Source organism: Micromonospora sp. CMU55-4 (assembly GCF_011602315.1).
Lineage (GTDB): Bacteria > Actinomycetota > Actinomycetes > Mycobacteriales > Micromonosporaceae > Micromonospora > Micromonospora chalcea.
Genome location: NZ_JAAOLH010000015.1, coordinates 77,350 through 98,529 on the forward strand (window position 1 = coordinate 77,350; position 21,180 = coordinate 98,529).

General features: G+C 74.5%; 16 protein-coding genes. 7 read left to right on the forward strand and 9 right to left on the reverse strand.

Translation table 11 applies throughout. The annotated features are described in order from the left end of the window. Window positions 1–4 precede the first annotated feature (4 nt). Complete coding sequence (locus tag HA073_RS23625; protein ID WP_104114656.1) at window positions 5–805, reverse strand: SDR family oxidoreductase; 801 nt, start codon at window positions 803–805, stop codon at window positions 5–7. Window position 806: 1 nt separating this feature from the next. Next, entirely contained in the window at window positions 807–1,781 is a 975-nt protein-coding gene (locus HA073_RS23630) for an LLM class F420-dependent oxidoreductase (protein ID WP_166457343.1), read from the reverse strand. A gap of 144 nt (window positions 1,782–1,925) precedes the next feature. Here HA073_RS23630 and HA073_RS23635 point away from each other — a divergent pair, with 144 nt between their 5' ends. Further along, entirely contained in the window at window positions 1,926–3,137 is a 1,212-nt protein-coding gene (locus HA073_RS23635) for a low temperature requirement protein A (protein ID WP_166457313.1), read from the forward strand. A 53-nt stretch (window positions 3,138–3,190) separates the two neighbouring features. Then, complete coding sequence (locus tag HA073_RS23640) at window positions 3,191–4,030, forward strand: DUF1028 domain-containing protein (protein WP_166457314.1); 840 nt, start codon at window positions 3,191–3,193, stop codon at window positions 4,028–4,030. A 6-nt stretch (window positions 4,031–4,036) separates the two neighbouring features. Here HA073_RS23640 and HA073_RS23645 read toward each other — a convergent pair whose 3' ends face one another. After that, complete coding sequence (locus HA073_RS23645; RefSeq protein WP_043329826.1) at window positions 4,037–4,708, reverse strand: maleylpyruvate isomerase N-terminal domain-containing protein; 672 nt, start codon at window positions 4,706–4,708, stop codon at window positions 4,037–4,039. An 8-nt stretch (window positions 4,709–4,716) separates the two neighbouring features. Further along, complete coding sequence (locus tag HA073_RS23650) at window positions 4,717–5,598, reverse strand: phosphatase PAP2 family protein (RefSeq protein WP_043329825.1); 882 nt, start codon at window positions 5,596–5,598, stop codon at window positions 4,717–4,719. Window positions 5,599–5,690: 92 nt separating this feature from the next. On the opposite strand from HA073_RS23650, the gene HA073_RS23655 reads away from it, so the two are divergent. Next, entirely contained in the window at window positions 5,691–6,380 is a 690-nt protein-coding gene (locus HA073_RS23655; RefSeq protein ID WP_064445398.1) for a DUF3159 domain-containing protein, read from the forward strand. Window positions 6,381–6,663: 283 nt separating this feature from the next. Here the strand turns inward: HA073_RS23655 and HA073_RS23660 are convergent, their stop codons facing one another. Next, window positions 6,664–9,561 (reverse strand): glycoside hydrolase family 48 protein, encoded by a 2,898-nt coding sequence (locus HA073_RS23660; RefSeq protein ID WP_205798394.1) that lies wholly within the window; start codon window positions 9,559–9,561, stop codon window positions 6,664–6,666. Between the two features lie 854 nt (window positions 9,562–10,415). On the opposite strand from HA073_RS23660, the gene HA073_RS23665 reads away from it, so the two are divergent. Then, on the forward strand, window positions 10,416–11,909 hold the full coding sequence (locus tag HA073_RS23665) for a GH1 family beta-glucosidase (RefSeq protein ID WP_043329818.1): 1,494 nt from the start codon (window positions 10,416–10,418) through the stop codon (window positions 11,907–11,909). Between the two features lie 51 nt (window positions 11,910–11,960). On the opposite strand, the gene HA073_RS23670 is transcribed toward HA073_RS23665, so the two are convergent. Genes HA073_RS23670 through HA073_RS23680 form a run of 3 tightly spaced genes read right to left on the reverse strand, consistent with a single transcriptional unit; the run spans window position 11,961 to window position 16,457 of the window. Further along, entirely contained in the window at window positions 11,961–12,374 is a 414-nt protein-coding gene (locus tag HA073_RS23670; protein WP_196806755.1) for a roadblock/LC7 domain-containing protein, read from the reverse strand. Between the two features lie 5 nt (window positions 12,375–12,379). Further along, a complete protein-coding gene (locus HA073_RS23675) occupies window positions 12,380–15,055 on the reverse strand; it encodes a nitrate- and nitrite sensing domain-containing protein (protein WP_069087744.1) in 2,676 nt (891 codons plus the stop codon). A 31-nt stretch (window positions 15,056–15,086) separates the two neighbouring features. Beyond that, on the reverse strand, window positions 15,087–16,457 hold the full coding sequence (locus HA073_RS23680; protein ID WP_113972424.1) for an FGGY family carbohydrate kinase: 1,371 nt from the start codon (window positions 16,455–16,457) through the stop codon (window positions 15,087–15,089). A 220-nt stretch (window positions 16,458–16,677) separates the two neighbouring features. Between HA073_RS23680 and HA073_RS23685 the strand changes: the two genes are divergently transcribed. Beyond that, window positions 16,678–18,597, forward strand: a complete 1,920-nt coding sequence (locus tag HA073_RS23685; RefSeq protein ID WP_166457316.1) for a chorismate-binding protein — start codon at window positions 16,678–16,680, stop codon at window positions 18,595–18,597. 69 nt (window positions 18,598–18,666) lie between these two features. On the opposite strand, the gene wrbA is transcribed toward HA073_RS23685, so the two are convergent. Further along, entirely contained in the window at window positions 18,667–19,284 is a 618-nt protein-coding gene (gene wrbA / locus HA073_RS23690) for an NAD(P)H:quinone oxidoreductase (protein ID WP_043329810.1), read from the reverse strand. Window positions 19,285–19,369: 85 nt separating this feature from the next. On the opposite strand from wrbA, the gene HA073_RS23695 reads away from it, so the two are divergent. Together HA073_RS23695 and HA073_RS23700 are read left to right on the forward strand one after the other, a co-directional pair. Then, a complete protein-coding gene (locus HA073_RS23695) occupies window positions 19,370–19,861 on the forward strand; it encodes a GNAT family N-acetyltransferase (protein WP_166457317.1) in 492 nt (163 codons plus the stop codon). Between the two features lie 197 nt (window positions 19,862–20,058). Further along, window positions 20,059–21,162, forward strand: a complete 1,104-nt coding sequence (locus HA073_RS23700; protein ID WP_166457318.1) for a winged helix DNA-binding domain-containing protein — start codon at window positions 20,059–20,061, stop codon at window positions 21,160–21,162. The last annotated feature ends 18 nt before the right edge of the window (window positions 21,163–21,180 follow it).

The following is a 21,180-nucleotide window of genomic DNA, read 5'->3' on the forward strand; positions in this document are numbered from 1 at the left end:
GGGCTCAGCGGTCGGCGGCGCGCAGCTTGCGGACGAGTTTGCGCAGCCCGGCCTGCCAGCCGTCCGGGTCCTCGGCGCGCCGGCGGGCGTAGTCGGCGACCTCGGGGTGCGGCAGGATCAGGAACCGTTCCTCGGCCAGCCCGGCGATCACCGCGTCGGCGACCTGATCCGGGCTGAGGATCGTCCCGGACGCGGCGATCACCCGGGCGCCCAGGTGCCCCTCGGTGAGGCCGTCGGCGAGCATCGGGGTGTCCACGCCCTGCGGGCACAGCGCGCTGACCCGGATGCCGGCGTCCCGGTAGGTGATCGCCAGCCATTCGGCGAGACCCACGGCGGCGTGCTTGGTGGCGGTGTACGGCGCGTCGCCGACCGCGGTGAGCACACCGGCCGCCGAGCAGGTGAGCAGCAGGTGCCCCTGGCCCCGGCTGAGCATGCCGGGCAGCACCGCGCGGGCGCTGTGCAGGTGCCCCAACACGTTGACCCGCCAGGCGCGGTCCCAGTCGGCGTCCGGCGCGTCGATGCCGCCGCCGGTGGCCACTCCGGCGTTGGCGCAGAACAGGTCGATCCGTCCGTGGCGGCGCTCGGTCTCCTCGACGAGCGCGCGTACCGCCGCCTCGTCGGTGACGTCGAGGCCGACGCCGGTGGCGACCGGGCCGATCGCCTCGGCCGTGGCGCGGGCCGCGTCGGCGGCCAGGTCGGCCAGCACGACGGCGGCGGCGCCCTCGGCGGCGAACCGTCGGCCCAGTGCCGCGCCGATCCCGCCGGCCCCGCCGGTGATCACGACCACCCGGTCGGTCAGGTTCATCTCAGGCCACCTTCCCGGGGCCGAGCCGGGGCAGCAGATCCATCCAGGCCGCCGCGCCGCCCTCGGTGATCTCGGGCGTGGGCAGCACGGCCAGCACCGGCACGTCGACGCCGTTGTCGGCGTAGCGGCGGACGGCGGCCGCGCACTGCTCGGGTGAGCCGTGCAGCAGCAGCGCGTCGACCACCTCGTCCGGTACGGCGGCGGAGGCGCCCCGCCGGTCCCCGGCGGCCCACGCCTGCCACATCGGACCGAGCGTGTCCTCGCGGCCCAGCCATCTGTGGAAGGCCGCGTACGCGGGGACGGTGAGGTAGCCGGTGATCATGCGGCGGCCCAGCGCGCGGGCGTACGCGGCGTCCTCGGTGGGGCAGACGAAGATGCGGGCGGCGACCTCGAACCCGGGGCGGCGCTCGCCCACCTCGGCGAGCGCTGTCGGCACGTCCTCGGCGGCCAGCCAGTTGAGGATCACCCCGTCGGCCTCGGCGGCGGCCAGGCGCAGCATGCCGGGGCGCAGCGCGGCCAGCACGACCGGCGGCGGCACGCTCGGCGGACGCTCCAGCGCGAAGCGCCGTACGGCGAAGGTGTCGAACGCGCCGTCGACGGTCTCGCCGCGCAGCGCGGCCCGCAGGAAGCGCAGCACGTCGCGGGTCCGCTTGAACGGCTCGTCGAACGGAATCGCGTTCCAGTCCCGCACCAGCACCGGCGACGAGGCGCCGACGCCGAGCGCGAATCGGCCCGGCGCGGCCTCGGCCAGCGCGGCGGCGCTCATCGCCAGCAGTCCCGGGCCACGGGTGAACACCGGCGTGATCGCGGTGCCGAGGCGCAGCCGCGGCGACCAGGCGGCGGCCAGGGCCAGCGGGGTGAACGCGTCGGCGCCGGCCACCTCCGACGACCACACGTCGGTGAATCCGGCGTCGTCGAGCGCCGCGTAGACGGCGGCGTGGTCGGCGAGCGGAATGCCGCCCAACGGCACTGTCATGCCCCATCGGTTCGTCACCCGTCGATGGTGCCCGTCCGGCACCGCCGCGAGCAAGATCCAAGGCGATATGGGTGATCGGTGACGAGAAGCCGGGAAAGAGTGTTACGACTGCCGCATGAGTCGGACCGGGGACGGAGCTCGGCGGTGAGGACCGCCGAGCCGGCCGCGCTGCGCGGCTCCGGCGACGGGCCCAACCGGGCCACGTTCCTGGAGCTCTTCTTCGACCTGGTGTACGTGTTCGCGCTGACCCGGATCTCGGCGCGCGCCTTCGAGGACCTGGTGCTGGAGGGCGGGCAGACCGGCTGGTCGGCGGTGACCGGCGGCGGCAAGACGCTGCTGCTGCTGGTCGCGCTCTGGGCCGTGTGGCAGGGCACGGCGTGGACGACCAGCCGCTACGACCCGCACCACCTGTGGTTGCAGATCATCGTGATCACCGCGCTGATCTCGGCGATGGTGATGGGGGTGGCGATCCCCCGCGCGTTCGGCCACAGCGGCCTGATGTTCGCCACCGCGTACGTGGTGGCCCAGGTGAGCCGGCCGGCGATCCTCGTGCTGGTGCTGCAGAACCAGCAGTACCGGCGGCTCAAGCGGCGCATGCTGATCACGTTCTGCGCCACCGGTGTGCTCTGGCTGGCCGGCGCGCTGCTGCCGGTGAACGCCCGGGTGGCGCTCTGGACCGCGGCGCTGGTGCTGGAGTACCTCGCCGCCCGGTTCGGCTGGCCGGTGCCGGGCCTGGGCCGGTCCACGGTCTCCCGCTGGGACATCCACGGCGAGCACCTGGCCGAGCGCTACCAGCAGATCTTCCTGGTCGCGCTCGGCGAGACGATCCTGCTCGCCGGCCTGTCGTTCACCCGCTCCCCCACCAGCCCCGGCATGGTCACCGCGTTCGCCGTCGCGCTGGCCACCTCGGTGCTGCTGTGGCGGATCTACGTGCAGCGGGCCGGGCAGATCCTGGGCGAGGCGGTGACCCGGGCCGCTCACCCGGCCACCGTCGGCCGGTCCGCCGCCGACACCCACCTGGTCATGGTGATCGGCGTGGTCGCCACCGCGATCGGCTACGAGCTGGTGATCGAGCACCCGATCGGGCACAACGAGCTGCCCTGGCTGGCCGTGATCCTCGGCGGGCCGGCCGTGTTCCTGGCCGGCCGGGCCCGCTTCGAGTACGAGGTGTTCGGCCGGGTCTCCCCGTCCCGGCTGGTGGGGATCGCCGCGCTGCTGCTGCCCGTGCCGCTGCTGGTGCGCCTCGCGCCGCTCGTCGCGTCGGGCTTCGCCGCGGCGGTCCTGACGGCGGTGGCGGTCGCCGACGCCCGGCGGGCCTGGGGCCGGCCGCCGGAGGACGCCGCGCCGCCGTTCTGAGCGGTGCCGCCGGAGCGGGGCCCCGTGCCCGCCCTGCGGGCTACGATCCGCGCGTGACCTTCTCGCTCGTCGCCCGCTCCGCCGACGGGCGCCTGTTCGGAGTGGCAGTGGCCAGCCGGTTCCTCGCCGCCGGGGCGCTGGTGCCGGCCGCCGAGGCGCTGGTCGGGGCGGTCGCCACCCAGGCGCACGCCAACCTCGCCTACCGGGCGCAGGCGCTCGCGCTGCTACGGACCGGCGTCAGCGCCACCGACGCGGTGGCCGGGCTGGTGGCCGCCGATCCGGGACGCGACGACCGGCAGCTCGCCGTGGTCGGCGCGACCGGCGACGGGGCCACCTGGACCGGGCCGCGCTGCCACCCGTGGGCCGGTGGGCAGGCCGGCGACGGCTGGGCCGCGCAGGGCAACATCCTGACCGGCCCGCAGGTGATCGACGCGCTGCGCGACGCCTGGCTGGCCCGTGCGGAGCTGCCGTTCCCGCAGCGGCTGCTGGCCGCGCTCACCGCCGGCGACGCGGCCGGCGGCGACCGGCGCGGGCGGCAGAGCGCGGCGATGCTCGTGGTGCAGCGCCACGGCGGCTACGCCGGGACCGGCGACGAGCTGGTGGACCTGCGGGTGGACGATCATGTGGACCCGGTCTCCGAGCTGCGCCGCCTGCTCGGCATCCACCACATGCTGTTCGGCCGCCCGGACCCGGCCACGCTGCGCGACCTCACCGGTCCGCTCGCCGCCGAGGTGGCCGAACTGCTCGCCGCCACCGGGCACCCGGTCGGCCCGGCCGGACTGGACGAGGCGCTGGCCGCCTGGACGGGTCTGGAGAACCTGGAGGAACGCTTCGTGCCCGGCCGGATCGACCCGATCGTGCTGGATCACCTGCGGCGCTGCGCGGCGCGCTGAGGAGGCTCAGCCGCCGAAGGCCAGCCGGCCGATGCCGGCGCGGGTCAGCTCCGCGCGCTCGTCGCCGGTGACCGGCAGCCGGCCGGTGGCCTTGCGCAGCACGGTGAGCGCGTCCCAGCCCAGTCCGGGCGGCACCGGCGCGCCGCCGGTGAGCACGCCGATCACCACGTCCGCGGCGGCCGGGGTCAGCCACGGCGTCCGGTCCAGCGCGTCGGCCAGGTCCAGGCCGTGCACCGCGACCTCCACCACCCGGGTACGCAGGAACTCCGGCAACGCCATCGCGTCACCGTGGCGGGTACGCACCACCCGTGCGGGCGGTTCCGCGGCGACCGCCTCGTCGGTGGCGCGCCAGGCCCGGCCGAACTCCGCCGCCACCTCGGCGGCGCCCGGGTGCTCCCGGGCCGCACGCTGCGCGCCCTCGACGCGGTCCCGGTCCACCGGCGGGCTGAACTTGGCCGCGCCGAAGTAGGCGGCCGCGTCCACCTCGGCCCGGGGCGGCGCGGGCTCGGCGAGCATGCCCGCCAGGCGTCCGGCCCCGGTGCTCACGTGCGCGATCAGGTCGCGCACCCGCCACGGCGGGCACGGCGTGGGCCGGTCCAGCGCCGCGTCGTCCAGGTCGCGCAGCACCCGCTCCAGGCGGTCGCACTCGGCCCGGAACGCCGCCCGTACCGTCTCCATCCGCCGGATCAGCCCTTCCACCGGGGCACCAGCCGGTGCACCACGACCAGCACCAGCGCGGCCACCACGGCGATCGTGCCGGCGATGCCGGCCGCGCTGCCCGCGTACCCGACGAAGAGCTGGCGGCGGCTGAGCGCCTCGACGGGGATCGTGGAGCGGTCCACCAGCCAGGACAACGCGAGCGCGGAGGCCAGCAGCGCCACCGCGCCGGCGCCGCCGAGCACGGCGGCGGTCACCCGGTGCGCGTCGCCGGGCTCGACCACCGCCTGCTCCCGCTGGAAGACCAGCAGCACCAGCCCGGCGACCGCGGCCCACGCGCCGACCACCAGGTACGCGGCGACCGCGTCGCTGGGCCGGTGCCAGCCGGCGGAGAGCGTGGCGACGCCCGCGGCGGCGGCGTACCCGGCGCCGAGGAACGCCCCGGCCGCCCGCAGCTTGCGCGGCAGCACCAGGATCAGCGCGACCGCCACCGAGGCGGCCACCGAGGTGTGGCCGCTGGGCAGGCTGTTGCCGGCGGCGGCCCGCTCCGGGTCGATGCCGAAGTCGGGCCGGACCAGGAAGTGCTTGAGCAGTTGCGTGGTCACGTTCGCGCCGGCGATCAGCAGCGTCGCGGTGACGGCCAGCGCCTTGCGGCCCCGGATCAGCGCGATGAAGCCGATCACCGCGGTCGCGGCCAGCAGCGACACCACGGACATGGCGTTGAGGAGCGTGTCGACCGGACCGTCGATGCGGTCCTGGCCGATCTGGTTGCCGGTCAGCGCCACCGTGTCCAGCCACTGGCCCAGTTCGGTGTGCACGGCGAAGCGCCACACCAGCACGAACGCAGCCGTCTGCAGCAGGGCCAGTACGACCAACCAGACCGCCGTCCAACCCCTTGCCGTCTCCCGCACCCGGACAACTTAACGGTAGGGCCGCCGACGCGCGCGGCGGAGCGCCATCGGCTTCGGCGTACGGTGAGGCGGGCGATCCGAGGAGGTGGGGCGTGACCGGCACGCCGCAGCGGGAACCGCAGGCCGGGCCACGGCCGGAGTCGCTGGCCGACCTGCTGGGCGGCCGGCGCGGGGCGGTCGACGCCACGCTGCCGCCGCTCGCGTTCGGGCTCGGCTGGGTGCTCGGCGGGCTGCGCGGCGGTGTGCTCGCCGCGCTGCTGACCGGCACGGCGGTGGCCGGCTGGCGGTGGCGGCGCGGGGACCGCCCCCGCTCGGTGCTGATCGGGCTGCTCGCGGTCTGCGTGGCCGCGCTCGTCGCGTTGCGGACCGGCCGGGCCGAGGACTTCTTCCTGCTGCAGATCGCCGCCAACGCGGCGAGCGCGCTGGCCTGGGCGGTGAGCATCGTGGTGCGCTGGCCGCTGCTCGGCGTGGTGGTCGGCACGGCGCTGGGCCAGCGGACCCGGTGGCGGCGTGATCCGGCGCTGCTGCGGGCGTACGGCCGGGGCAGCTGGGTGTGGGCGGGCACCTACGTGCTGCGGTTGGCGGTGTTCATCCCGCTGTGGCTGGACGGGCAGGTGGTCGCGCTCACCGTGGCGCGGGCGGCGCTCACCTGGCCGCTGATCGCGGCGGCGCTGGCGTCGAGCTGGGTGGTGATCCGGCGGTCGCTGCCGGCCGGGCATCCGGGACTGCGGCACCCGGTGACGGCGCCGGTGCCCGGCGGTGAGCCGGTCCGGGAAGAGTAATGGAGAGGCCGCCACGGGGGGAGCGGCCTCTCCGTCAAATACGTTACTCCGTCCACGGCCCGGATGTGATCCCGTGGACCGCTGAATTTTGCGTGCCTTTTCGCGCCATGGGTCGTCACCGGGCGGAGTGGTGGGCCGGCCGGTCCGCTGCGTCGGCCGGACGGCCGGCCCACCCGGCCTGACCGTGGGCGTCAGGCCGTCCGCCGACCCGGCCGCTCCGTTCCCCCATCGGCCGGGTCGGCCTCCTTCGTGGGCGGGCGCGAGCCCGCCCACGAAGGAGGGGTCACCCCTGCGGGAAGTAGGTGCCGTAGTCGGCGTACGCCATGGCGATGTCCGCCTGCGCCCAGAACCGGTGGTAGTTGAAGACCGGCTCGGGACCGCCGTCCAGGTACGCCTGCACCTTCGGCCAGTCCGGGTCGTTCTTGTAGAACGAGCGGATGTCCAGGAAGCTCTTGCCCGGGGCGATCACGTCACCGTTGGGCATCTTCCCGGTCCAGCCGTTGGGGATGTAGAGGCCCTGGCCGTCGGCGGCGTTGTAGACGTCGTCGAAGCGCTTGTAGTCGCCGCGCTTCTCCGGCGTCGAGACGCCCTTGCTGTCGGCGGCCGCCGAGAGCGCGTCCAGCAGGCCCTTGGCGGTGTCCTTCGCCGCGGTGTTGCCGGACTTCGCCGCGTACGCGATGAGCGTGCGGGCGTAGGCGCCGGCGACGCCGACGTCCTGGCCCTTGACCGTCACCTCGACGTGCAGGTTGGTGTTCGGCTGCGGGCTGCTGGGGTTCCAGTTGGCCGGCTGGCCGGTCCACTTCATGTCCGACGGGATCGACCAGTCGGTGCCCAGCGTGGTGTTGGCGATCGCCCACGGCACCCACTTGTCCAGCAGCGCCTTGGCCTTCGCGTTGCCGGTCTCCAGGTACAGCTCGGCGATGCGCTGCATCGACCAGGCCTGCATGCCGAACCACTGGTTCGACGGCGGGTCGTTGTAGACCGGGTCGACGTCGTAGAACATGCCGTAGAAGGTGGCGGTGCCGGCCGGCGGCTGGGCGTAGCTGCCGTCCCAGCTGTTGGTGGCGCCACCGGCGATGCCGCCCTCGGCCGACTGGAGCCAGGTGTAGAACTCCAGCTGCCGGTCGAGGCTCTTCTGCCAGTCGGAGGCCGCGGTCGGCGACTTCGGCTTCAGCTCCGCGACGTTGGTCATCACCCAGGCCGCGAACGGGTTCTGGTAGCCGAAGTGGCTGTGGCTGGACCCGATCCGCCACGACCAGTTCTGCGAGGCGTCGTACGCGCCGCCCCAGGCGTAGTACCAGGAGAGCAGGTAGTGCGCCGAGTCACGGCCGCTGGCGGCCGGGCAGGTGCTCGCGCCGACGCAGTTGCCGATCTTCTTGAAGTACTTGTCGAACAGCGCGTAGCGCAGGTAGTCGCCCATCTTGGCGGCCTTGGCCACGGTGGCCGCCACGTCGCCCGCCTTGCCCTGCGCCTTGGCCCAGGTCAGCGCCCAGTAGGCGGCCTGGACGGCACGCGCGTCGGCGTCCGGGGCGTTCGTGTACTTCCACTGCTTGGCCGGGGCGCTGGACTCCTTGACGAACAGGTCCAGGTAGCCGTTCGGGCCGCCGTGCTTGAACGTGTCGCAGGACGGCTGCGGCACGGTCTCCCACACCGACTCCTGGGTGCCCCGCTGGAAGGTGTTGATGTACGCGGGCCGGGTGGTGCCGTCGCCGCAGCGGCCGTAGCCGTACGTGTTGTCCACGTCGAGCAGCCAGTGCATGCCGTAGATGTCACCGGTGCCGTAGGTGGACTGCAGCTCCGAGCGCAGCGGGTCCTGGCCGACCGGGACGTTGGCGTCCAGCGTCGACGGGTACTGGCTGGGCAGGTTGTGCTCGGCGGCGTACTGCGGGGTGCCGGGCGAGCCGGCCGTGGCCTGGTCGGCGTGCGACGGGATGATGTACTTTTCCATCACCGTCCAGGCGTTGTTGAACGGGGCCCAGTTCTGGGTGACCCGGCCGTACTGCGCCTCCAGCCAGAGCCAGAAGCTGAACGCCTCCGAGGTGGTCTCGTGGCCGTGGTCGGGCGCCTCGACGATCAGCGTCTCGATCGAGTGGTACGGCACGCCCTCGGGGCTGAAGTACCCCGAGTTCTTGATCTTGCCGTACTGGTCGAGGAACTTCTTGATGTAGGCGTTGTCGCCGCCGGGGCTGTCGTTGTCCGCCTCGGTGGCCACGACGGAGACCGGCGCGTAGCCGGTGGCCGACGCGGTGATCGTGGCGGTGCCGCCGACCGTGTCGGCGTCCTCCGCGGCGGAGACCGTGGCGGTGACGCCGGTGCTCCAGTTGCTCGGGGTGAGCGTCAGCGTGGTCGGCGACACGGTGATGTCGCTGTCACCGGTGACAGCGAGGGTCACCGGCACGTTGGCGCTGGGCGCCGCGCTGAGCGTGTACCGGACCGTGGCGCTGCCGCCCTCGCTCACGGTGACCGCGGACGGGGTGGCGACCAGCTTCGGCCCGGTGGCCGCGGTCACTGTGAACGACTTCTCCGAGACCGCCGAGGCGCCGGCGTTGTCGTACGCCTTGGCCTGCACCGTGTAGCTGCCGGCCGGCAGGTCGAGCAGGTCGTAGCCGTACGGCGCGGTGGTGTCGGTGTTGACCAGCAGGCCGTTGCGGTAGAACTCGACCTTGCTGATGGTGCCGTCGGGGTCGCTGGCGGTCGCGGTCAGCGGGACGTCCGCCGGCGCCTCGAACGGGCCGGACGGCACGCTCAGCGAGACCGTCGGCGGCTGGTTGGTCTGCGCGCCGTTGCACGCCACCCCGTTGAGGGTGAACGCGGTGGGCTTCGGGTTGCTGCCGCTGAAGCTGCCGTTGAAGCCGATGCTGGTGGACGCGCCGGTGGGCAGGCTGCCGTTCCACGACTCGTTCGTGGCGGTCACCTCGCTGCCGGACTGGCTCCACCGGGCCGACCAGCCCTGGACCACGCGCTGGCTGCTGTTCGGGAAGGTGAACTTCAGCGACCAGTTGTTGAGCGCGTCGCCCAGGTTCTTGATGGTCACGTTGGCGGTGAAGCCGTTGTTCCAGTCGCTCGACGCATACGTCACGTCGCAGGCGGGCGCGGCCTGGGCGGCGCCCGCGGGCAGGGCCACCCCGCCTATGACGAGGGCGGCGGCGGCGAGCATCGCCGTACGGCGACGTCTGGCCAGAAGTCTCATGTGGGCGGTGTCTCCTCGGACCGGGCCGGGACCTCGGGGTCCCGGCGGGGCGCCTCCACGCGTCGACGGGGCGTACGCGGGGGGACGGAGGCGTCCGGAAAGGTGGTCGTCCCGGCCGTGCCGGGGATCGGGGCGCCGCACCGGTTGTCACCGGGTGCCCTCGGCGGCCCGCGCTCGCGTCACTGGCTCCGCGTGGCGTGACGAGAGTGTGACATGGAAGCGCTCCCACCACAACGGCCAGCGCAGATACGCGCTTCCATGTTTCGATCTCGTTTAGGGGCTTTTCCAAACCCGTGACGGGCGTTACAGTCGCAGCATCGCCGATGGGAGCGCTTCCATCGACGGTGATACAAGTACTGGATCGCCGGGTACGCCCGTGCCCGGCGCGTCGGCCCAGAGGCCGGCGGCGGACCAGCCCGGACGCCGCCACCGGCCGCCACCCGCCAAACGGAGGGAGGTGGAACCAGAGCCACTCGCGTGGCCCGGCTCCCGCGCGACGCGCACGACGGACGCCAATTCCACTTCGTGCGTGTGTGCACCATCGGTGGGGACGGGGGTTGCCCTCCCCCGTCCCCACACTAAACCCCCGTTGTCGACGGCAAAAGAGGCCGACGGGACAGGCGTGACACGCCACCCGGACGGCCTTTCTCGCTATCCACCCCACCCCTCGCCGCTCACGCCGCCCCGAGCGGCGTTCCCGAGCGACGCCCCCGCCCACCCACTTTCCGGCCGCCCGCCGGCCGCGCCGCACCTCGCCGCGACCGCCGGATCAGGGCCGGCCGCTCCCTGGCTATGATGGGAGCGCTCCCGGCCCAGGGCGGCCCGTCACTCCGAGGAGAAACCTCATGTCGTTACTCACCCGACGGCGCCTGCTCCGCCGCGCCGCCCTGTCCGCGACCGCGGCCGGCGCGGCCCGGACCGGGCTCGCCGGCGCCACCGCGACGGCGACCGCCGCGTCGACAGTCGCGCTCGGCGGCTGCGACAGCCCGCCCGAGCGCGCCACCGACCCGGAGCAGGACCGCGGACTGCGCTTCCCGGACGGCTTCGGCTGGGGCGCGGCGACCTCGGCGTACCAGATCGAGGGGGCCGCCAAGGAGGACGGGCGGGGTGAGTCCGTCTGGGACACCTTCAGCCACACGCCGGGGCGCATCCGCAACGGCGACACCGGCGACGTCGCCGCCGACCACTACCACAGGTACGCGCAGGACCTCGACCTGATGCGCGACCTGGGACTGCGCAGCTACCGGTTCTCCATCTCCTGGCCCCGCATCCAGGCCGACGGCTCCGGCCGCCCCAACCAGCGCGGCCTCGACTTCTACCGCCGCCTGGTGGACGGGCTGCACGAGCGTGACATCGCGCCGATGGCCACGCTGTTCCACTGGGATCTACCCCAGGCCCTCCAGGACGCCGGCGGCTGGGAGAACCGGGACACCGCCGAGCGCTTCGCCGAGTACGCCGACGCGGTGTTCCACGCCCTCGGCGACCAGGTGCCGGTCTGGCTGACCGTCAACGAGCCGAAGACCGTGGTGCAGAACGGCTACATCTTCGGCCACCACGCCCCGGGCTTCCGGGACGAGGACGCGGCGTACCTGGTCGCCCACCACCTCCAGCTCGCCCACGGCCTCGCCGTGCGGGCGCTGCGCGCCTCCGGCCTCACCGGCCGGATCGGCCCCGCCCTCAACCTGCACCCCTGCTACCCCGCCGACGACAGCGCCGAGGCGGCCGCCGCGACCAAGCTCCACGACGGCTACGAGAACCGCCTCTACCTCGACTCGATCTTCAAGGGCGCGTACCCGCAGGACGTGCTGGACGACCGCGGCCCGGACAGCCGGATGGTCCGCGGCGTCCGCGACGGCGACCTGAAGATCATCTCCAGCCCGGTCGACCTGCTCGCCGTGCAGTACTACACGCCGATCTACGTCACCGGCGACGGCAGCACGGTCCGCAAGTGGCCCACCTCCGAGGCGGAGTGGCAGCAGATCTACCCCGAGGGCATGTACGACATCCTCACCCGGGTCACCCGGGACTACGGCCGGGTGCCGATCACCATCACCGAGAACGGCCTGCCCTGCCCCGACGTGCCCGGCGCGGACGGCAACGTCGACGACGCCGGGCGGGTCAGCTTCCTGCGCGACCACTTCGCCGCCGCCCACCGGGCCATCGGCGACGGGGTACCGCTGGAGAGCTACCACGTCTGGTCGCTGCTGGACAACTTCGAGTGGGCCGAGGGGTACGAGCAGCGCTGGGGCCTGGTCTACGTGGACTACGCGAGCCAGCGGCGGGTGCTCAAGCGCAGCGCCCACTGGTACCGCGACGTGATCCGCCGCAACGGGCTGTAGGCGGTGGCGGCCCGGCCGGCTGCGCGCCGGCCGGGCCCCCGCATCGGCGGATCAGCGCGGCAGCGCCTGCTGCAGCTCGGCGCGCAGCGCCGGGGTGAGCATCTCGCCGGCCTGCTTGGCCAGCCGCGCCATCTCGTAGCCGACCACGCCGATGTCGGCGTCCGCCCCGGCCAGCGTGGCCAGGATCGAGCCGTCCCGGATCTGCATCACCAGGAAATAGCCGCGCCCCATCTCGACCACTGTCTGCTTGACGACGTCGCCGTCGAACATCTGGGCCGCGCCCGCGGTGATGCTCATCAGGCCGGAGGTCACCGCGGCGAGCTTGTCCGCGTGGTCCCGGGGCAGATGCGCCGAGATCGCCACCAGGAGCCCGTCGGAGGACACCACCACCGCGTGCGCCACCCCGGGAACGCGCTCCGCGAACGCGTTCACCAGCCAGCTCAGGTCGCGTGCCTCCTGGCTCAACGTCGTCACTGTCGTCGTCCTCCTTCGTCGCGCGGCAGGTACATCTCGGTGGTCTCCTCGGCCTCGGCGCGCCGCACCCCGCTGTAGAGGCGCGACAGCATGCCGCCGACCGCCTCCGGGTCCGGCTCGTGCCGCATCACCGGGCGGTCGGCCACGGAGGCCGGGGCGAGCTGGGCCATCGGCACCCGTACCGGAAGTCCCCGCTCGTTGGTCCCTCCGGTCACCGGCGTCGGCGCCGGGGCGGGCGTCACACCCAGCGGCGACGCCGTCGGCCCCTGCCGGCTGAACCAGCCACCGCCGGCGGGTCCGGCGACAGCCGGGGTCAGGACGTCCTCGGCCCGGGCCGGCCGGGGGCGCGGCACGGCGCCGGCCGGCGCGGCGGGCGCCGGCGATCCGGACGTCGGCGCCTCCGGCCCGTCCCCGAGCGGACGGCCGGTCAGCGGCGACAGCGGCAGCGCCGCCGGCTGACCGGGCGCCGGACGCCATCCCGCCACCGGCAGCTCGGCCGTCGGCGCCGCGAGCGCCCCGGACGCCGCGACCGGACCGGTGGGCGTGCGGACGCTCCGGTCCACCCCCGGTACGGGCCGACCCGCCGACACCGGCCGGCCCGCCTCCGGCGCGGGCGCCTCGGCCAGCAGCTCGACCGGGATCCGCACCAGGGCGACCAGGCCCGCGCCGCCGGCCTGCAACCGCACCCGTACGCCGTTGCGGGCGCCGAGGTGGCTGACCACGAACAGACCCATCCGCTCCGAGGCCGACACGTCGGCGGCCGGCGGCTCGGCCAGCACCGCGTTCGCCTCGGCCAGCGCCGCCGGGCTCATGCCCAGCCCTTCGTCGACGACCCGCACCAGCGCGCCCCGGCCGTCCGGCTCGACGACGACCCGCACCGTGGTCTCCGGGCGGGAAAAGGAGGTGGCGTTCTCCAGCAGCTCCGCGAACAGGTGCACCAGGTCGCCCACCGCGTGCCCGACGACGTGCAGGTCCGTCCGGTTCTCGTGGCGTACCCGCTGGTACTGCTCGATCTCCGCGCTCGCGGCCAGCAGCACCGCGCCCAGACCCACCGGGCGGTTCCACCGCCGGGTCGACTCGCTGCCGGCGAGCACCAGCAGGCTCTCGTCGTTGCGGCGCATGCGGGCGGCGAGGTGGTCGAGCTTGAACAGATTCTCCAGCTGGTCCGGATCGCTCTCCTCGCGTTCGAGGTCGTCGAGCAGCTCCAGCTGACGCTCGACGAGCACCTGGCTGCGCCGGGCCAGGTTGACGAACATGGCGTTGACGTTGCGCCGCATCATCGCCTGCTCGACCGCCACGTCGACGGCGCTGCGGTGCACCGCGACGAACGCCTCGGCCAGCTCGCCGATCTCGTCCTGCGAGTCGATCACCGCGGGCGGCACGTCGATCGCACCGACCGGACGGTCCACAGTGCGCAGCCGTTCCAGCGTCAGCGGCAGATCCACCTGCGCGATCCGCAGCGCCTGGCCGCGCAGCTGCCGCATGCCGCGGGCCACCGACCGGCCGACCAGCAGCGAGATCGCCACCGCCACCAGCAGCACTGTGGCGATGCCACCGGCCACCAGCAGCGTGTCGCGCAGCTGCCGGGCGCTGGCGTCGTCGGCCCGGCGTACCGCGTCGTCGACGACCCCGCTCTCCATCTGGCGCAGCAACTCCTGTCGCTGCTCACTGGCCGACCACCACTGCTCCGCGTCGAGCAGCGCCGGCTTCGCGTCGCCGCCGCCGGGCAGGGTCCGCTCCTCCATCCGGGTGGCCGCGACGAAAGCAGGGTCGACCGAGGTCTGGTCGTAGCGGCGGATCTGGTCGGCGGTCGCCGCGACCCGGAACGCGCCGAGCGCGGTGAGCTGCTGGGCCCGCAGGTCGCTGAGCGTCACCTGGTCGTCGGCCTCGTACCGGCCGGAGCGGGCGGCGGCGTAGAGCTCCGCGCGGATCCGCGAGGACAACTCCTTGACCCGGGACAGCTGCACGTAGCGCAGCACCGCCTCGGTCAGCTCCTGCCGCCCGCCGCCGGGCGACGGCTCGGCCAGCAGGTTCAGCAGCGCCGCGACGGACCGGTGGTAGTTGCTGAGGACGGTGTCGCTGGACAGCACCGCCGGCGCCACCGCGGCGCGGATGTTGACGACCTGGTCGTACGCCTCCAGCGCCTCCGAGTAGGACACCCGCCAGGCCGCGTCGGCGTCGGCCAGCGGCGCGGCCGCGGTACGCAGGTCCGCCACCGCGCGGTCGGTGGCCGCCTGCAGCGGCTTCAGGGCGGCGACCGCGGCGTCCCGGTCGGCGCCGGTGCCGGCGCGGCGCAGCCCCGCCAGTTCCCCGGCGGTACGGTCCCGCTCGTGCTGGAGCCGGTCGACGGCCACGGCGATCTGCCGGCCGATGCCCACCTGCTCGGCGAAGGCGCTCAGCGTGGTGGTCTGCCCGACCAGACCGCGCGTCTGGATGCCGGCCAGGACGAGGAACGCCAGCGACGGGATCACCAGCACGGTGGCGAGCTTGGTGCCCATCCGCCAGTCCCGCAGCCGGAACCCGGAGCGCCGCCGGTGCGGCTGCGGGACCGCGCCACGAGCCGGGTCGGGACCTGCGCCCACACCTGCCTCCTCGTTCCACTCCACCACGTCGGGGAGCGGAGTCCATCCAACCAGGCCGGCGGTCCGTGTCAACGGCCGCCCGGACGGCACGAGCAGGCCGGTCAGCGCTTCGGGCGGACCGTCACGCGTGCGAGGCGGTTTCGTCCGTCCGGCCGATGCCGCCGATGTGCGCCGCCTCGGGCAGACGTCCCAGCGCCACGAGCGCCGCGCCGGCCGCCCCGATCTCCGGGTTGCGCTGCCACCGCACCTCGCGCGGGGCGAGCGCGTCGGCGAACGCCGCGCGCCACCACGGCGAGGCGGTCAGCGCCCCGCCGCCGAGGACCACCTCCATCGGCTCGCCGACGCCACCCTCCAGCAGGACCAGGTCGTCGGCGACGAGCCGGCACAGGCCACCCATCAGCCCGGCGAGGACGTCCACGGCGGTGGTGCCGAAGCTGAGCCCACGCAGCTCGCCCGAGCCCGCCGGGGCCGTGCCCGGCGGCCGGTCACCGCCCAGCCGCGGGTTGGCCCGCACCGAGCCGGTGGTCCGGCGCAGCGCCGCCTCGAGCGCCGCGCCCTCGGGCAGCCGCAGCTCCCGGTTGGCCCAGGCGAACAGGTTGCCGCCACTGGAGTACGCCGCGCCGGTCACCACATGGTTGTGGTCCACCCGGTACCGCCAGAGCTGCTCCGGCAGCGGCGGCGGCTCCGCGCCCGCCGGCACGGCCTGCATCATCCGGACCGCGGCGGAGGTGCCGACGGTCACCGCCGCGCGCGTCGGGTCGACGCAACCCGACCCGACGTTGGCGGCCGCCCCGTCGCCGACCGGCGCCGCCCACCGCGCCCCGGCCAGCTGCGGCCAGCGCCGCGCGTGCTCCGCGTTCAGCCGGCCGTGCCAGCCGTCCGGGGCCAGCCGCAGCAACTGCTCCGGGCGTACGCCGGCCAGCTCGCACGCCTCCGGGTCCCAGTCCAGGCGCCGCAGGTCGAGCAGCCCGGTGCCGGAAGCCATCGACATGGACATCGGCACGTCGCCGAGCAGCGCGCCGAGCACGTACTCGGCCAGCCCGGTGAAGCGTGCGTTCCGCGCGCCGTGCTCCCGCAGCCAGGGCAGCCGCACCGACCAGAAGCAGCGGTGCCACCACGTGCCGGTACGCCTGTGGAAGTCCGCCGGGTCGGCCGGGCCGACCGCGCCGGCGAGCGCCTCCGGCCGGGTGTCCAGCCAGGTCAGCACCGGTCCCGACGGGGTGCCGTCGGCGGCCAGCGGCAGCACCGAGTGCCACTGCGCGGAGGTGGCCACCAGGTCCACGTCCCGCAGGTGCCCGCCGGCGGCCAGCTCGTCCAGGCACTCCGTCAGGCACGCCAGGTAGGCCGGGCCGTCCAGCGTCCCGGTGCCGTCGTCCCCGGTGACCAGATGCACCCGGCGACGGGCCAGCGCGCCCGGACGCGGCACCGCGTCCGCGTCGAGCACCAGCCCACGCACCGAGGAGGTGCCCAGATCGAGAGCGAGGATGTCCATCGCCGATCAACCTACCCGGCGCGACCGGCTTACCGGAGGCGGGCTGATCGCGTACAGTGACGGTCATGCCCGCGCACCTGTCCTGCTGGTGGCCCGCCGACCCGGCGGCCCACCCCCGCGCGTAGCTTCCCCACGCGGCCGCCCGACGAGGCGGCCGCCGGTCTTCCCCGGCATCCCGGGTCGCCCACGTCGGCGGTCACCGGCCCACCGAGGAGACCCGATGACCCGCCCGTCCGACCCGCTCGCCGCCGTCGCGGCCGGCCACGACCCCGGCCCGTTCGCGCTCGTCCGCCGCGAGGGCGCCGACCACGTCGACCTGTTCACCGGCCCGGTACGCACCGCCGACCGGCTCGCCGACCTGCCGCTGCCCGACGACGGCGCCGGCCCGCGCACGCTGGCAGTGGTGCCGTTCCGGCAGGTCACCGAGCGTGGCTTCGAGTGCGTGGACGACGGCATGCCGCTGGAGTTCCTGACCGTCGAGGCGCACCGGCGGATACCACTGGCCGAGCTGCTCGGCGCGCTGCCCGACGCCGCCGTACGCACCACCGACGCCGGCTTCGACATCGCCGACGACGAGTACGCGGCGGTGGTGGACCGGGTGCTCGCCGACGAGATCGGCCGGGGTGAGGGCGCGAACTTCGTCATCCACCGCACCATGCGCGCCACGGTGCAGGGCGACCCGCTGGCCGCGGCCCTGGCCGCGCTGCGCCGGCTGCTGCTGCGCGAGCGGGGCGGGTACTGGACGTTCCTGGTGCACACCGGCGCCCGGATCCTGGTCGGCGCCAGCCCGGAGCGGCACGTCAGCGTCGCCGACGGCCTGGTCGAGATGAACCCGATCAGCGGCACGTTCCGGCACCGGGGCGAGACCGTCGACCGGGCTGAGCTGCTGCGCTTCCTGCACGATCCGAAGGAGGTGGAGGAGCTGTACATGGTGCTGGACGAGGAGCTGAAGATGATGGCAGTGGTCGCCGAGCACGGCGGCCAGGTGGTCGGGCCGTACCTGAAGGAGATGGCGCACCTGGCGCACACCGAGTACCTGCTGGCCGGGCGCTGCTCCCGGGACGTGCGGGAGGTGCTGCGGGAGACCATGTTCGCCCCGACCGTGACCGGCAGCCCGATGGAGAACGCCTGCCGGGTCATCGCCCGGCACGAGCGCGCCGGCCGGCGCTACTACGCCGGGGTGCTCGCACTGCTCGGACGCGACGAGCAGGGCCGGCAGACGCTGGACGCGCCGATCCTGATCCGGACGGCCGAGATCTCGCCCGAGGGCGCGCTGCGGGTGCCGGTCGGCGCCACGCTGGTGCGGCACTCGACGACCGCCGGGGAGGTAGCGGAGACGCACGCGAAGGCGGCGGGCGTGCTGGCCGCGCTCGGTCTCGGCCCGGACGCACCGGGCGCCGGCGCCGAGCCGGCCGTCAGGTACGCCGACGACCCGGAGGTGCAGGCCGCGCTGGCCGCCCGCAACGCGCCGCTGGCCCGGTTCTGGCTGGAGCAGCGCCGGCCGGGCGCGCTGGCGCTGCGCGGGCTCGCCGGCCGGCGGGCGCTGATCGTCGACGGCGAGGACACGTTCACCGGCATGCTCGCCCACCAGCTCGGCGCGCTGGGGCTGGCGGTGACCCGGCGGGACTGGCCGGACCCGGGCCCGCTCGACGGGTACGACCTGGTGGTGGTCGGCCCCGGGCCGGGCGACCCGCGGGACCCGGCAGCGCCGAAGATGGTGGCGCTGCGGGCGCTTCTGGCCGAGCTGCTCGCCTCCGGCCGGCCGGCGCTCGCGGTGTGCCTGGGCCACCAGCTGCTCGCCGGGCTGCTGGGTCTGCCGCTGCACCGGCGGGACGCGCCGTACCAGGGGTTGCCGCGCGACGTGCCGGTGTTCGGGGTGACCCGCCGGGTCGGCTTCTACGCCAGCTTCACCGCCCGCGCCGACGCCGACCGGATGACCGGCCCGTACGGCCCGGTGGAGCTGTCCCGCGACCCGGCCGACGGCGCGGTGCACGCACTGCGCGGGGCGGGTTTCGCCGGGGTGCAGTTCCACCCGGAGTCGGTGCTGAGCCAGGACGGCACCTCGGTCCTGGCGGATCTGCTCGGACATCTGCTCGACCGGCCCGCGCTGAGCGCGCATGGAGCGGCCGATCGCGGGTAGGGCGAGGGGCGACCGGTGGTCCGGACGGGTTCGAGAGCCCCCGTCCGGCCACCGGTCGCCATCCGCCGGTCAGCCGGCCATGCCCCGCTTCAGCGCGGCGCCCATGAGCGTGGCCCGCTTGGCGGTCAGCGCGGTGGCGGTCAGGGCCACGTGGTCCGGGGCCACCTCGCCGTTGTTGCTGGTGTGCGAGGCGCCGTACGGGTTGCCGGCGACGAACTGGCTCGGGTCGGTGTAGCCGGGGGTCACCACGATCCCGCCCCAGTGGTAGAAGATCGTGTACAGCGACAGCAGCGTCGCCTCCTGGCCGCCGTGCGAGGTGGCGGTCGAGGTGAAGCCGCTGTACACCTTGTCGGCGAGCGCGCCGGCCGCCCAGAGCGGGCCGGTGGTGTCGATGAACTGCTTGAGCTGGGCGGCGACCATGCCGTACCGGGTGGGCGAACCCATGATCACCACGTCGGCCCAGGAGAGGTCGTCCGGCTGGGCCTCCATCACGTCCTGGGTCTCCAGCCGGTGCGCCTGCCAGCCCGAGTTGGAGCGGATCGCCTCGTCGGGCGCCAGCTCACGCACCTTGCGCAGGCGCACCTCGGCACCGGCTTCCTCCGCCGCCTCGACTGCCGACTGCGCCATCTGGTAGGTGATGCCGGTCGCGCTGTAGTAGATCACCGCGACCTTGACCTGGCCATCCATCAGACGATCCCTCCTCGTTTGGGGTCAACTCCCGCGACTACCCGTTACTTGTCGCGTCAAACGGCGGGCGTGGCATGCTCGCCAGGTGGAGATCCGCACCGCCACCGCCGCCGACTGGCCACTGATCTGGCCGTTCCTGCGCGAGATCGTCGCGGCCGGCGAGACGTACACCTGGCCCCCGGACGTCACGCAGGAGCAGGCCCGGCGGCTCTGGGTGCCGGGCCCACCGGCGCGGACGGTGGTCGCGGTGGCGCCGGACGGCGCGGTGCTCGGCTCGGCGAAGCTCGCGCCCAACCAGGGCGGCCCCGGCGACCACGTGGCGAACGCCTCGTTCATGGTCGCCCCGGCCGCCGCCGGGCACGGCGTCGGGCGGGCACTGGCCGGGCACGTGCTCGCCGCGGCCCGGGCCGACGGCTACCGGGCCATGCAGTTCAACGCGGTGGTGGCCACCAACACCCGGGCGGTCGCGCTGTGGCGGTCGCTGGGCTTCGCGGTGATCGGCCGGGTGCCGGAGGGCTTCCGGCACCCCACCCGGGGGTACGTCGACCTGCTCGTCATGCACCGGCGGCTCGACTGACCGAGGCTCAAGATTTGCGCAAGTTCCGCGCGAAAACGCTTTCCCGGCCCAGCTCAGCGAGGATCCTGGTCGGACCGGCGCCAGCCAAGTCGGCTGCCCCCGCGCCGGGAACCTGAACGGGGGATCGCGCTTCGTCGGCAGCGCGGCCGGCGCAGCGCGATCAGGGGCTGTCGGACCCCGGGCCTACGCTGACGCCCGTGACCGTTCGCCTCAGCCGCGCCGAGGCGCTCGCGCTACGGATGACCGGCCTGCTGCTGCGCCCGCACCCGACGGCCCGTCCCGAGGGCGTCGCCGACGTGGTCGAGTGGTTCGGCGCCATGCAGGCCCAGGACGCCGCGAGCGGGTTGTGGTCGCTCGGCGTACGCCTTCCCGGCGCCACCCAGAACGACGTCCGCGCGGCGCTGGAGCGGCGGGAGGCCCTGCGCACCTGGCCGATGCGCGGCACCGTGCACCTGGTGCCGGCGCGCGACGCGCGGTGGCTGCTGGAGCTGACCGGGGTGCGGACGCTGGCCGGCATCGCCGCGCGGTGGCGGCAGCTCGGGCTGGCGGTCGCCGACGGTGAACGGGCCGGTGAGGTGCTGGGTGCGGCGCTGGCCGGCGGCGGCCGGCTCACCCGCGCCGAGTGCCTGGCCGCGCTGCGCGCTGCCGGGCTGGACACGGATGGTCAACGCGGCTACCACCTGCTCTGGTACGCCAGCCAGCGCGGCGTCACCTGCATCGCCCCGCACGTCGGCAACGAACAGACGTTCGTGCTGCTCGACGAGTGGGCGCCCGATCCGCGCTGCCCGGAGCGCGACGAGGCGCTGTCGTTGCTGGCGCACCGCTATGTGCGCGGCCACGGCCCGGTGACCCGGCACGAGCTGGCCCGGTGGACCGGCCTCACCGTCACCGACGCGACCCGGGCGATCACGCTGGCCGGTGACCTGCTCGCCCCGGTCGAGGTCGACGGCGAGCCGGCGGTGGTCGACGCCGCGCTGCTCGACACGCCCCGCGCGCCCGTCGACGACGTGCACACGCTGCCCGGCTTCGACGAATACCTGCTCGGCTTCAAGGACCGGTCGCTGATGCTCGACCCGGCGCACGCCGCAGCGGTGGTCCCCGGCAACAACGGGATGTTCCGGTCGACCGTGGTGCGCGGCGGGCGCGTGGTCGGCACTTGGACGCGGACGATCGGCGCGCGGGCGGTGACAGTGACAGTGCACCAGCTCGTGCCGTTCGACGCCGCGCTGCGCACCCGGGTGGACGCCGCGCTGACGGGTTACGCCCGCTTCCTCGGCTTGGAGCTGCGTCACTCCTGGTGAGCGACGGCTCCCGCCGTT